This window comes from Reyranella sp., from assembly GCF_965279465.1.
GTDB lineage: Bacteria > Pseudomonadota > Alphaproteobacteria > Reyranellales > Reyranellaceae > Reyranella.
In genome coordinates, this window is the sequence record NZ_OZ257242.1 from 5,221,464 (window position 1) to 5,234,516 (window position 13,053).

Sequence of the window (13,053 nt, forward strand, 5' to 3'; positions counted from 1 at the left end):
GCGTTTTTCGTTATAAGGCCTCCCATGCTCGACAAGACCTACGACCCCCAGGAGATCGAAGCCCGCCGCTACCCGGAATGGGAGCAGAGCGGTGCGTTCAAGGCGCATCCGGATTCGGCCAAGCCGCCGTACTGCATCGTGATCCCGCCGCCCAACGTCACGGGCAGCCTGCACATGGGCCACGCGCTCGACAACACGCTGCAGGACATCCTGATCCGCTGGCGGCGCATGAAGGGCGACGACGTGCTGTGGCAGCCGGGCACCGACCATGCCGGCATCGCGACGCAGATGGTCGTGGTGCGCAATCTCGAGGCGGAAGGAATCGGCCTGGCCGTCGAGGGTACCGCAAAGAACGATGCCAACAAGAAGCTGCTGAACCGCGAAGAGTTCCTGGCCAAGGTCTGGGAGTGGAAGGCCTATTCGGGGGGCACGATCACCAGCCAGCTCCGGCGGCTGGGGGCGTCCTGCGACTGGAGCCGCGAACGTTTCACGATGGACGAGGGCCTGTCGAAGGCGGTGCTCAAGGTGTTCGTCGAACTCTATCGCCAGGGCCTGATCTACAAGGACAACCGGTTGGTCAACTGGGACCCCAAGATGCTGACGGCGATCTCGGACCTCGAGGTCGAATCGCGCGAGGTGAGAGGCAGTCTCTGGTATTTCAAGTACCCGATCGAGGGCAGCGACGAGCATATCGTCGTCGCCACATCCCGGCCCGAGACGATGCTCGGCGACACCGCGGTCGCGGCGCATCCCGACGATCCGAAGTGGAAGCACCTGATCGGCAAGCATGCGATCCTGCCGCTGGTCGGCCGGCGCATCCCGATCGTGGCCGACGAATATTCCGATCCGCAGAAGGGTTCGGGCGCCGTCAAGATCACGCCGGCGCACGACTTCAACGACTTTGAGGTCGGCAAGCGGCACAAGCTCGAGGCGATCTCGATCTTTGACCGGTTCGCGCGGCTGAACGAGAACGCGCCGGAGGAGTATCGCGGCATGGACCGCTTCGACGCGCGCAAGAAGATCGTTGCCGACATGGAGGCGGCGGGCCTGCTCGACAAGATCGAGCCGCACACCCACTCCGTGCCTTATGGCGATCGCGGAGGTGTGCCGGTCGAGCCCCTGCTGACCGAGCAGTGGTATGCCGACGCCAAGAAGCTCGCGGAGGCGCCGATCGCGGCGGCGCGCGACGGCAGCGTCCGCTTCGTGCCCGAGCGCGGCCGCGACGAGTTCTTCCGCTGGATGGAGAACATCGAGCCGTGGTGCATCTCGCGCCAGCTCTGGTGGGGACATCAGATTCCGGCCTGGTACGGGCCGGACAAGAAGGTCTTCGTCGCGCTGAGCGAGGGCGAGGCGAAGGAAGAAGCGCGCAAGCACTATGGCAAGGACGTGCCGCTGGAGCGCGATCCCGACGTGCTGGACACCTGGTTCAGCTCGGCCCTGTGGCCGTTCTCGACGCTCGGCTGGCCCGACGAGACGCCGGCGCTGGCGAAGTATTATCCCACGTCGGTGCTGGTTACCGGCTGGGACATCCTGTTCTTCTGGGTCGCCCGAATGATGATGATGGGCATGCACTTCATGACCGAGGTGCCGTTCCGCACCGTCTACCTGCACGGGCTGGTGACGGACGAGAAGGGCCAGAAGATGTCGAAGTCCAAGGGCAACGTCATCGACCCGCTGGAGCTGATCGACAAATACGGCGCCGATGCGCTGCGCTTCACCATGGCCTCGCTCGCGGCCGCCTCGGCCGGTCGCCTGCGGCTCACGCCGGCGAGGGTCGAGGGCTCGCGCAACTTCGCGACCAAGCTGTGGAACGCCACGCGCTTCGCCGAGATGAACGGCGCGGCCCTGCCGGAAGGATTCGATCCGGCAGGGGTGAAGCTCACTGTCAACAAGTGGATGCTGGGTGAGCTCGCGCGCGCCAACCAGGCGATCGACAGGGCAATCGAGGAGTTCCGCCTCAACGAGGCGGCGACCACGCTCTACGAGTTCATCTGGGGCATCGTCTGCGACTGGTATGTCGAGCTGACCAAGCCGATCGTGCAGGGCGCTGACGGCCCGGAGAAGGACGAGACCCGCGCCGTCACCGCTTTTGTGCTGCGCGAAACGGTGAAGCTGCTGCATCCGGTGATGCCTTTCATCACCGAGGAGCTGTGGGACAAGCTCGGCCATCGCGCCACGCACGGCGCTCTGATCGGACAGCCGTGGCCCGCGCCCGCCGCCACCGATGCTGCCGCCGATGCCGAGATGGGCTGGCTGGTGAAGCTGATCTCCGACATCCGCTCGGCGCGGGCAGAGCTGAACGTGCCCGCCGGCGCCAAGCTGAAGCTGCTTGTGGTCGGCGCCGACGACACGACGCAGAAGCGGCTCGAGACGCACCGCGCCGCCATCGAACGGTTGGCGCGAGTCGAAGGTGTCGAGACGGCGGCTGCCCCGCCGAAGGCCGCGCTGCAGATCGTCGTCGGCGAGGCGACCTATGCGCTGCCGGTCGGCGAGGTGATCGACCTCAAGGCCGAGGGCGCACGTCTCCAGAAGGAGATCAAGAGGCTGGGCGACGAGGTCGTCAAGATCGACGCCAAGCTCGGTAATGCCGCTTTCGTGGCGAAAGCGCCGGAAGAGGTGGTCGAGGAGCAGCGCGAGCGCCGCGCCCAGGCCGAGCAGACGCGCGCACGCCTCAGCACGGCCCTCGAACGCCTGAGCGCATGATCGCCCTGCGCGCCGTCGAAAGTGCCGACGGCGATGCCTTGCACGCGATCTTCACCGAACCCGGGGTTCGCCGCTTCCTGTTCGACGACCTCGAGCTGACGCGCGCGGAGACACAGGAGCATGTCGAGGCGGCGTCCGCCCAGGATGCCTGGACGATCCGGCGGGACGGCGAGATCGTCGGCCTGGTAGCGCTGCGTCCCGTCGGTGCCGACCGGGAACTGATCGTCGCGGTCAGCGAGCGCCATTGGGGAAGCGGCGCGGCGTTGCAGGCCGCACGTCATTCTATGCGGCATGGCTTCGATATGTTGGGCCTTGGGCGTATCCTCGCCACGGTCGACCTGCCGAACGAACGCTCCCATCGCCTGATGGCCCGGCTCGGCTTCGCACCGACCGGCGAAGGCGACGGGCCGAAATACCGCTTCCGCCGCTACGAGGCCTTGCGCAGGTCCGGCACGTAGGGGCGCGACGCAAAGTGCTCCTGGTTGTCGCCCCGGGCGAAGCGCAGCCCGGTGCGCAGCAGCGCGCCATCGTCGACCTTCTCGAGCGGCACGAAATAGCGGTCGTCGCTCTTGACGATCGTGTCGTTGTCGACCCGGTTGTAGCAGATCAGCAGGGTCCACCGCCGGTTTGCGGAGCGGTTGGCGTCGGAGCGATGGATGGCATTGCAGTGGAAGAACAGAGCATCGCCAGCCTCGAGCTCGCAATGCTCGATCGGGCATTGCTCGAGGATGTACGGCATGCGCTTGGGGTCGACCTCGTTCTGGGTCGGTGACAGCGGTGTGTGGTCGATGCGGCCGAGCCGGTGAGATCCCGTTGCGATCTGCAGGCAGCCGTTGCTCCGGTCGGTCTTGTCGAGCGCGATCATGACTGAAAGCAGGTCGGGCCGCAGGCAGCCGTTATAGTACCAGTAGCCGTAATCCTGGTGCCATTCCCAGGCGCCGCCGACCTCCGGCTCCTTGGCCGTGAGCTTCGACTGGTAGTGATAGATGTCGCCACCCAGCAATCCGGCCGAAGTGTCGACCATCCGTTCGCAGCGTGCTGCAAGGCCGTAGACGCTGTCGCCGGCGCGATTCCAGAGGGCGATGCGCGTCGACCGGCCCTCGCCGTCGCGCCGGTCGAGAATGCTGGAGCGCACTGCCGGGTCCTGCTCCATGGCGTCGGTCAGCAGCTTGACCTCGTCGGGCGTGAACAGGCCGCGGGCGTAGGTGAAGCCCTTCTGGGCGAATTCGGCCGTTTGCGCGGCATTCAGTACGTTGGGCATGGTCTCCTCAGATCGGGCGGAAGACGTTTCGGCCGTCCTCCTGATCGACCGCGACCTTACGCCCAAGCTGCTCCCTCGTCAGCATGTCGGCGAGCAGGGCCGGCTCCTTCGGCGTCATGGCGACGAAGCGCTCGGCGGAACCGTCGAGGCGGCCGAGGATGTAGCCTCTTTCGGGCGCGTCCTTGCCGTACGCGACGCAGTAGGTCTCGATCGTGCCGGTGCCGCTCGGCGCCGTGTTCACACGCTGCTTCGGTTGCGCATCGAGCTCGGCCTGGAACTTCTTCGGATCCTCGCGCCGCCAAGGGCCCCTGGTCGGCTCGGTCGAATAGAGGCCGGCGGAGTGCTTGGTCAGATAGTTGCCGTTGGCGGTCACCATGCCGAACGAGCCGGGCTTGGCGCGCACGACGTTCATCATCTCGGCGATCGAATGGGTGACGTAGTTGTTGCCGGGTCCGCCGAAGAAGGGCAGGCCGCCGGTCACGCTGATCGGGCGCGGATCGTCCTCGGCGATGCCGATCTCCTTCATGGCCACCTCCACCGCCGAAGGGAAGCAGCTGTAGAGGTCGAAGGCCGAGACGTCGGCCACCGTCTTGCCGGCCATGTCGAGGGCGATGCGCGCGCAGCCCCTGATCGCCGGGGACGTGTCGAGCCGCGTACGCTCCGACACGACCCAGGTATCCGTGCCGTCGGCGCAGCCGTGCAGGAACACCCAGCGCTCCGGCGGGATGCCCCATTCGCGCGCCTTGCCGACCGAGGTCACCAGCACGGCGGCCGCCTGGTCGATGATGGCGTTGGCGTTCATCAGCCGGGGGTAGGGGAAGCAGATCCAGCGATTGTCGTCGGATATCGTCGCCAGACGCTCCGCGCTGTAGCCCTCGCGCCGGGTCGCCAGCGGATTGTCCTTCGCCACGACGGCTAGCCGATGGAACAGCTTGCCCATCGCCGTCATATGGCTCGCCACGTCGCGCTTCAGTCCGCCGCGGATGGCGTTCTCCAGCAGCGGATAGAAGTGGATGGCGGCGCGCAGCTCGTGCCGCGCCTCTTCCTCGGAGAAGCCCCAGCGATTGTCGCCGATGCGGGTCGGCTCGCCGCCGGGATCCTCGTTCCAGTCGATCGCCATGCCGGCCTTGCGCGCATTCTGCGTGCTGCGCAGCAGCTCGGCGCCGCAGATCAGCGCCAGCTCGGTTTCGCCATTGGCGATCTCCTCGGCGAAGCGGTTGACCAGGTACTGGGGCATGTTGCCGCCGGAGTGGCTGTAGAGAAGCTGCCGCGGGTGGGCGTGCAGGCGGCGGGCCACGCTTTGCGGCGGGTTACTGGAGCGGCCAAAGGGCGAGGCGAAGCGCGGGCTGATGTCGCTGAAGAACTCCATCACGGCGATCGCGTCGATCTCGTGGCCGAGCGCATGGCCACCGATCGCTGCGCCAGAATCCTCGAGCGCGAGCTTCGCCGCGTCAGCACAGAAAGCAACGCGCGAGCGCTCGCTGGAAGGCCGGCTCGTGGTGTCGGTGATCTGGCCGCAGCCGACCAGGATGGGTGTGCGCGGATCGATCATTTGGTCAGGACCTTGATCTCGTCGGGGCTGAGGCCTGCCTCGGTCAGCACGCTTTCCGTATGCTGGCCGAGCTCGGCAACAGTGGGACCGCTCTGCAGCGGGGAGCCGGAAAAGCGGAACGGCGGCGCCGGCGAGAGGTATTTGCCGGCGCTGTCCTCGATTGGACAGAGAGTGCCGCGGTGCTCGACCTGCGGGTCCTGCAGCGCTTCGGTGACGGTGAGATACGGTGAGCAGGGCACGCCGTGCTTCTCCAGCGCCGCGACGCAGTCCGCGACACTCAGCGTCTTGGACCAGCGCTCGAATTCGTCGACGAACTGATCCCAGTTCATTCGCCGGTCGGCATATTTCTCAAAGCGCGGGTCGGTCAGCCAATCGCGCCGGCCGGCCGCGGTCGCCATGTCCTGAAAGGTCTTCTCGCTGGCCGTCGCGAGCATGACGTAGCCGTCCTTGGCTTCGACCGGCCCGTACATCGGCCGGGACGGCATCTCGAAATCGAACTGCGCGCGGTTGACCTCGCCGAGCAGCATGCCGACCAGCGCCTCGAACATCGAGACGTCGACCATCTGGCCCTTGCCGGTCACGTCGCGCTGGTGGAGTGCCGCCAGGATGCCGCCCACCGCATAGGCGCCCGAAGCGTAGTCGGCGACGAAGATGCCGCAATTGTCCGGCCGCTCGCGGCCCTGCTGGTAGAAGAGATGCGCCCGGTCGTATCCTGTCGAGGCATGGATCACCGGCGCGTAGGCCGGGCGGCCCGCACCGGGGCCGGTCTGGCCATAGCCCGAGATCGCGCCGTAGACGAGCCTCGGGTTGATCCTGGCAAGCTCGGGATAGTCGAGGCCCAGCCGCTTCATCACGCCCGGCCGGTAGTTCTCGACCAGGATGTCGACCCTGGCGACCAGCTTCTTGATCGCCGCGATCGCCTCGGGCTTCTTGAGGTCGAGCACGATCGACCGCTTGCCGGCGTTCAGCTGGCCAAACATCGTGCCCTGGCCGTTGCGCTGCACGGGCCGGCTCCGCATCAGGTCGCCTTCGGGCGATTCGACCTTGATCACATCGGCACCCATGTCGGCCAGCAACCGCGCGCAGTGCGGCCCGGCGATGGTGGTCGAGAAGTCGAGCACCCGGACGTCTGAGAGCGGACGCGGATTGGCGTTGGTCATGGGCTTCCCTGATGCATCAATGGACAATGAGGATGAGGACCACGCCGCCGATCACGAGAATGCTGCCGATCCACTCGCCTGCGGACGGCCGTTCCTTGAGCACGACGTGCGACGCAATGAAGGTGAAGACCAGCTCGATCTGCCCGACGGCGCGCACGAGGGCTGCGTTCTCGAGCGTCATGGCGAGCGCCCAGCCGGCCGAGCCCAGCACGCTGAAAATGCCGACCCAGATCGACGATCGCCAGTTGAACCACACCTTGCCGAGCTGCGGCCGGTCCCTTCGCGCGAGATAGAGCGCCATCAGGACGACCTGAATGGTGTTCATGCAGGCGAGCGTCGTGATCCCGCGGATCATGAAATCGCCCTCGGGCAGCAGCTTGGAGGCTTCGCGGATCGTGCCGGCCGCGACGGCGAAGATCGCCCCTGAAGCGATGCCGAACAGCGCGCCTTTGTGTGTGAGGTCGGCCAGCACCGAGCGCACGTTGGCGAAGGAGCCGCGCACGCTCAGGATCGCCACACCGCCCAGGCAAACCAGGATGCCGATCCACGCACCGAGCTTCAGCGATTCATGGGCGATGAAGGTCGAGAACAGGGCGACGAACACCGTCTCGGTCTTGGAGTACACCGTCCCGACCGCGTAATTGCGCAGCGAGAAGGAATGGATCATGAGCGAGGTGGCGACGATCTGGGCCACGCCCGCGATGGTTACGAGGCCGAGGAATGCCAGAGATATGTGCGGGACCTGCCGGCCCGTGCCGAACACCAGGAAAGCCAGCATGCCGAGGGCGAGGGGCGCGCCGTAGAGATAGCGGACGAAGTTGGCGCCATCGACGCTCAGGATGCCGCGAATCTTCTGCTGCATCGTCGTACGGATGTTCTGGCACAGCGCCGCAGCGATGGTGATCGGTATCCAGAGTGGCACGTTTCCTCCGATCATCAGTGTATGGCCTCGACGCGCCGACGTCTGCCATCTAGATTTTTCACGATGCGACAGGGTTTGACGGCGGCGGGGTGGCTTGACGCAGCAGTCCGCCGCCAGAAGGTGGAATGATGGCCGCGACCGATTCCGGGTCGGCTTATTCTCTCGAGCAACCGACTTACAATGCCAAGCTCACGGAGGTCGGACGCGGCACGCCGATGGGCGAATTGCTGCGCCGCTACTGGCATCCTGTCGGGCTTACGGAGGACGCCGGCGCGACCCCGCAGCCGGTGAAGATCCTGGGCGAGGAGCTCATCCTGTTCCGCGACGGACAGGGCCGGCCGGGCCTCGTCTATCCCCGTTGCTGCCATCGCGGCACGACGCTCTACTACGGCAAGGTCGAAGAGCGCGGCATCCGCTGCTGCTATCACGGTTGGCTGTTCGACGTCGAAGGCCGGTGCCTCGAGATGCCGGCAGAGCCCAATCCGACCGGTCCTCAATGCGCGCGGGTGCGTCAGCCGTGGTATCCGGCCGAAGATCGCTATGGGCTGGTGTTCGCCTATCTCGGGCCACCGGAGAAGAAGCCGGTCCTGCCGCGCTACGAATGCCTCGAGGTCAAGGGGCCTGGCGAGTTCGTCGAAGCCGACGATTCGAGCATCGGCTCGGGTGGAATTGCGATCGCACCCTGCAACTGGCTGCAGCACTTCGAGAACGTCGTCGATCCATACCACGTGCCGATCCTGCACGGCTCCTTCAGCGGTGCGCAGTTCGTGGAACAGATGTCGGCTTTCCCGAAGGTGAAGTTCGAATACGGCCCGATGGGCGTGAAGGCGACATCGGTTCGTCCCGGACCGGATGGCAAGAGCTTTCGGCGTGTTACGGAGGCCGTCGTGCCGACCTTGCGCGTGGTGCCGAACCCGCAAGTTGCGCAGTATGGCATGGTCGAGTCGATCGGATGGACTTTGCCGATCGACGACACGCATTACCGCATCTATGTCGCCGGACGCGTCAGGGAGAAGGGCGACCTCACCAGGTTCAAGTCACGGTACAATGGCAAGAGCTGGGCCGAGCTCACGCCGGAGGAGCACCAGAGGTTCCCCGGCGACGCCGAGGCTCAGGTCGGCCAAGGGCCGATCACCTTCCACTCCGAGGAGCACCTGATGTCTTCCGACCAGGGCGTCTCGATGCTGCGAATCCTGCTCCAGCGCCAGGTCGACACTGTTGCTGCGGGCAAGGATCCCATCGGTGTGACGTTCAACGAGAAGGACGCCTATGTGAAGTTCGACGCCGGGCAGTACCTCGACGACTAGCGACTGCCGGACGATGTGCGGCGCTAGAATCGCGCGCTCAGCCCGAGAAGCGGACCGTGCTGGAGCAGGTTCATCTCGAACAGCGAGGAACCGGAGCCTCGGATATAGTCGACATAGAGGACGCGGTAGCCCAGCACGCCCGCCCAGGCGACGCTGCCGGTCGCACCGACATTGAAGCGGTAGGCGCCCAGCGCTTGATAGGAAATCCGGCTGCCGATGCCGAAGCCGCCGATATCGGCCTCGAGCGACAGGTCCTGCCCTGGAGCGGCCCTGTGCTTGACGCGGAAGCCGATGAAGGGATCGACCCAACCGATATTCCCCGACCGCGCGATCACCTTTCGTCGATCGCCCGAGAACTCGAGATCCGGCACGTTGACGTTCAATGCGGCATTCAGGTCAAACGTGATGTCGGCCTTCTGGTACCAGTAGCGGCCGCCGAGCAGAACGTCGAACGCCGTCTGGCCCACGCCCGCCATCCTGGGCCCCTCCGCGCTCCTGTCGGGCCCGACCTTGACCACCTGGTAGGCGCCGCCGAACTGGATGGTCAGGCTCTCGTAGTTTACGGAAGCCCGCGCCCTTACGTTCAGGTCGACGCCCGGTTGAATATTGTAGTTCCTGGTGGCCGAGTCTCCGGCAGTGATGTTGGCGTACATCAGATCGACGAATAGTCCGAGGCGATCCTGGTAGCGCGCCTCGAAGTATCCCATGAACGGCACGAGCGACTGGCTCCTCTCGAGCAGCTGGAAAACATTGGTGTCGACCGGAACGGTTCGGCCCTTGACCGTCTGGCTCCCCGACATGAAGGTAAGCCAAGCGTACGGCGTGAAGGTATAGGACCACTCCCTCTCTTGCGGGGACGCCACAGCCAGCTTCGCCGCCGGGTCGGCAGCAGTCGTCTGCGCGAAGGAAGGGGGCGATAAGGCAGAGATCGCTGTCAGCAGAAGCGCGCCAATAGGGCTGCGGGAAATTCGTTTGGTCATGTCATTCTCACCGCATCTTCGCATACAACTCCTCGCAGTGAGAACTCGACCGAGCGTCAGTAGAAGAAAGTGAAGCGATGTTCAAAGCAATCATTGCCACAGCGGCCGTCGCTGCAACTTTCAATGCCGCGCTGGCTTGCACAGCCGTCGATATGGTCGCTGCCGATGGCTCCGTCGTCGCAGGACGGACGATGGAATGGGCGTTCGACATGCAGTGGACCCTTGTCAGCCTTCCCAAGGGAACCTCCTTGGCGATGACGGCGACGCCGGCTCTCAAGCTTCCGACCGTGACGGTGACGTCGAAATACGCCGTGGTCGGGGTCAAGCCGGGGATCATCCCGGGCGATACTCTGCTCGAAGGCCAGAACTCGGCCGGGCTGGGGATGAGTGGAAACTTCCTTCCCGGCTTCACCGAATATCAGACAGTGATGCCGCAGGATAAAGGCTATGTCTCGATCCTCGGATTTGGCGCATGGGCTCTCGGCCAGTTCGCGACCGTCGGCGAGCTGCGCCAGGCGCTGCCCGGCATCAAGGTGTGGGCGGACGACACGCTGCAGAGCGGTCCGACGCCACCGACCTTGCACTTCGCTTTCACCGACAAGAGCGGCGCCAGCATCGTCGTCGAGTTCGTCAACGGTCAGCAGCGAATCTTCGACAATGCCGCGCGCGTGCTGACCAATGCGCCGACCTATGACTGGCATCTCTCCAATGTCCGGAATTACCTCAGTCTCTCAACCGTGGCCGCGGGCTCCCTGCGCATCGGGGAGACCAACGTCACGGCACTCGGTCAGGGAGGGGGACTCGTCGGCATTCCGGGCGACTACACGCCGCCATCGCGCTTCGTACGCGCCGCTTTCCTGCGCCACTATTCGACAAAGCCCAGGAATGTGGACGAGGCAACCGAGCTCGTCGGCCACATCCTGAACACGGTGGACATACCGCTCGGCATCGCCCAGTCGAAGGCGGGCAACGAGATCGTGTCGGATTACACGCAGTGGATCGCCATCAAGGACCTGACCGGTAACCGGCTGATCATCACCGACTACGATCACCGCACCACCTATCTGACGCTCGATCTCAACCAGGTCTTTGCGCAGGACAAGCCTGCGTCGGTGCTTGTCTCGGCGCTGCCCTATCCGAAGGGCGTCGATGGAACGAAGGCACTGATCAAATAGTCGGAGAGGCAAGGCAACTGGAAGATTGAGCGAAGCCCATGGCTCGGATCGTCCTCGGAATCGGAACCTCGCATACGCCGATGCTCAATGTCGGGGTTGAAGACTGGCGGCGGTTCGAAGACCTCGACCGACGGCGCTCGCACCTTCACAAGGACGGACGGCCCGCAACCTACGGCGAGCTTTTGGCGATCGCGCCACCGTCGCTGCAGGCCGAGCTTGCTCCGGAAAAGCTCGCCGAGCGTCATGCGGAGGCAATGACAGCGCTGGGTCGGCTGCATCAAACGCTGGCCGCAGCAAGGCTCGATGTGGCCGTTATTGTCGGTGACGACCAGAAGGAAATCTATCACGACGATCACATGCCGAGCATCCTCGTCTATCGCGGTGAGACGATCGCCAACGTGCCGAACCGGACGCGGGCAACGGAACCCGATGTGGCATGGCGGCCGGATTGGGCGAAGCGCGCATCCGCCCGGTACTACGAAGAGAGCGAGACGCGGCACTATCCGGTCGATTCGAAGCTCGCCAATCACCTCATCGCTGCATTGGTCGACCGCGAGTTCGACGTGTCGACCGCGAACGCTCTTCCCGCAGGAGAGGGGGAAGGGCACGCGTTCGGCTTCGTCCATCAGCGGCTCATGAAGGGACTGGCGATCCCCGTAGTCCCGGTCTTCCTCAATACCTATTACCCGCCGAACCAGCCGTCGCCGCGCCGCTGCTACAGGCTCGGCCAGGCCATCCGACAAGCGATCGAAGGCTATCCGGAAGATCTTCGCATCGGGGTCGTCGCGTCAGGCGGGCTCAGCCACTTCACCATCGACGAAGCGCTCGATGGCGAAGTCATTCGGGCGCTCCGCGAAAAAGACGCCGACGCGCTGCAATCCCTGCCGCGCGAGCAGCTCAATTCCGGAAGTTCCGAGATCCGCAACTGGATTTGCGCCGCCGGCGCGCTCGAGCATCTCGACCTGCAATGGCTGCACTACGCGCCGGGATACCGGACGCCCGCGGGCACGGGAACCGGCCTTTGCTTCGCCCATTGGGCTTGAGGGAGACTCTCTCTTAGGTGCAGCCGAGGTGCTCCACGAACCAGTCCCGAGCGGCGCCGCTGGATACGGCAAAGTCTTTGACATAGGCGTCGAAATGTCCGCCGCACAATAGGACGAGCTTCTTCGGCTCGAGTGCGCGGCCATATGCAGCTATCGCTTCGTCCGCCACCGTCAGATGATCGCCCGCCGCTACCACCATGAGAAGCGGTGTTGGGCTGATGTATTCGATATAGGCGCCCGGTTCGTATTCAGTGAACAGTTCCACGGATTGCAGCGTTACCTCATCCCGCCAGGCCGGCGCCCGCAGTTTGGCCGTCTCGGTGAACCACTGATGCGCGTCCAGCGTCGGTAGCGCACATGGGCCATTGGGATCGTTGGAGACGACCGGGATCATGGCGTGGGGCTTGCCAGCATACCGCGCCTTGCGATCCTCCACGAACATTGCCTGCACGGCAGCAATCATGTCCGCTCTGATCAGTCGACGGGCGTTCCGGCGACCGCTGATCAACGGCGCTTGCGACGCAACGCACTTTGCCCGGCGGTCGAGCGCACCGACCACCAGAACGTGTGCCCCGCTGTAGCTCGAGCCCCAAATGCCAATTCTGGTGTCGTCGACCTCTGGGAGCGTCGACACGTAGGTGATGGCATCCCGATAGTCGGCGACCTGACGCCAGGGGTCGATATGCTGACGGGGTTCGCCGTCACTGGCGCCGAAGTTCCGATTGTCGAATACGAGCGCGGCGAGACCGGCCGCGGCGTAGACCTCGGCATATTTGTCGAGATAGTTCTCCTTCACCGCCGAAAAGCCGTGCGCCATGATGATCGCCGGCACCCGGCCGTGCATCTGATCGGGCAGATACAACCATCCACGCAGTGTCACGCCGTCCTCGGTCTTGAACTCGACATCTTTGCGCATCTGTGCCGCCTCTCAGGTTGCCGCCGTGGTTGCG

11 protein-coding genes are annotated in these 13,053 nt (G+C 64.9%); 5 read left to right on the forward strand and 6 right to left on the reverse strand.

Annotated features, from left to right (window positions below; all coding sequences use genetic code 11):
- The first annotated feature begins 24 nt into the window (after positions 1-24).
- Together ACQY8M_RS25530 and ACQY8M_RS25535 are read left to right on the forward strand one after the other, a co-directional pair.
- Positions 25-2,703, forward strand: coding sequence for a valine--tRNA ligase (locus tag ACQY8M_RS25530; RefSeq protein ID WP_428661483.1), 2,679 nt, complete (start codon positions 25-27; stop codon positions 2,701-2,703).
- Positions 2,700-3,161, forward strand: a complete 462-nt coding sequence (locus ACQY8M_RS25535) for a GNAT family N-acetyltransferase (protein WP_428661486.1) — start codon at positions 2,700-2,702, stop codon at positions 3,159-3,161. The genes ACQY8M_RS25530 and ACQY8M_RS25535 overlap by 4 nt, the downstream gene beginning before the upstream one ends.
- Here the strand turns inward: ACQY8M_RS25535 and ACQY8M_RS25540 are convergent.
- The 4 genes from ACQY8M_RS25540 to ACQY8M_RS25555 are packed head-to-tail and all read right to left on the reverse strand — an operon-like array spanning position 3,131 to position 7,598.
- Positions 3,131-3,964, reverse strand: coding sequence for a phytanoyl-CoA dioxygenase family protein (locus tag ACQY8M_RS25540; protein ID WP_428661489.1), 834 nt, complete (start codon positions 3,962-3,964; stop codon positions 3,131-3,133). The two genes, ACQY8M_RS25535 and ACQY8M_RS25540, sit on opposite strands and share 31 nt — an antisense overlap.
- A gap of 7 nt (positions 3,965-3,971) precedes the next feature.
- Entirely contained in the window at positions 3,972-5,516 is a 1,545-nt protein-coding gene (locus tag ACQY8M_RS25545; protein ID WP_428661492.1) for an acetyl-CoA acetyltransferase, read from the reverse strand.
- Positions 5,513-6,676, reverse strand: coding sequence for a CaiB/BaiF CoA transferase family protein (locus tag ACQY8M_RS25550; RefSeq protein WP_428661495.1), 1,164 nt, complete (start codon positions 6,674-6,676; stop codon positions 5,513-5,515). The genes ACQY8M_RS25545 and ACQY8M_RS25550 overlap by 4 nt, the downstream gene beginning before the upstream one ends.
- A 16-nt stretch (positions 6,677-6,692) precedes the next feature.
- Entirely contained in the window at positions 6,693-7,598 is a 906-nt protein-coding gene (locus ACQY8M_RS25555; RefSeq protein ID WP_428661498.1) for a DMT family transporter, read from the reverse strand.
- Positions 7,599-7,723: 125 nt separating this feature from the next.
- Between ACQY8M_RS25555 and ACQY8M_RS25560 the strand changes: the two genes are divergently transcribed.
- The gene (locus ACQY8M_RS25560; RefSeq protein WP_428661500.1) at positions 7,724-8,905 is read left to right on the forward strand and encodes a Rieske 2Fe-2S domain-containing protein; all 1,182 of its coding nucleotides are present in this window, start codon (positions 7,724-7,726) and stop codon (positions 8,903-8,905) included.
- A gap of 23 nt (positions 8,906-8,928) precedes the next feature.
- On the opposite strand, the gene ACQY8M_RS25565 is transcribed toward ACQY8M_RS25560, so the two are convergent.
- Complete coding sequence (locus ACQY8M_RS25565; protein ID WP_428661503.1) at positions 8,929-9,705, reverse strand: hypothetical protein; 777 nt, start codon at positions 9,703-9,705, stop codon at positions 8,929-8,931.
- Positions 9,706-9,962: 257 nt separating this feature from the next.
- Here ACQY8M_RS25565 and ACQY8M_RS25570 point away from each other — a divergent pair, with 257 nt between their 5' ends.
- Both ACQY8M_RS25570 and ACQY8M_RS25575 read left to right on the forward strand, forming a co-directional pair.
- Positions 9,963-11,060: a choloylglycine hydrolase family protein gene (locus ACQY8M_RS25570; protein ID WP_428661506.1), complete on the forward strand. Its 1,098-nt coding sequence runs from the start codon at positions 9,963-9,965 to the stop codon at positions 11,058-11,060.
- 38 nt (positions 11,061-11,098) lie between these two features.
- Positions 11,099-12,103 carry an extradiol ring-cleavage dioxygenase gene (locus ACQY8M_RS25575; RefSeq protein ID WP_428661509.1) on the forward strand — a complete coding sequence of 335 codons (1,005 nt, stop codon included), beginning with the start codon at positions 11,099-11,101 and terminating at the stop codon, positions 12,101-12,103.
- A 13-nt stretch (positions 12,104-12,116) separates the two neighbouring features.
- Here ACQY8M_RS25575 and ACQY8M_RS25580 read toward each other — a convergent pair whose 3' ends face one another.
- Complete coding sequence (locus ACQY8M_RS25580; RefSeq protein ID WP_428661511.1) at positions 12,117-13,019, reverse strand: alpha/beta hydrolase; 903 nt, start codon at positions 13,017-13,019, stop codon at positions 12,117-12,119.
- Positions 13,020-13,053: the final 34 nt, after the last annotated feature.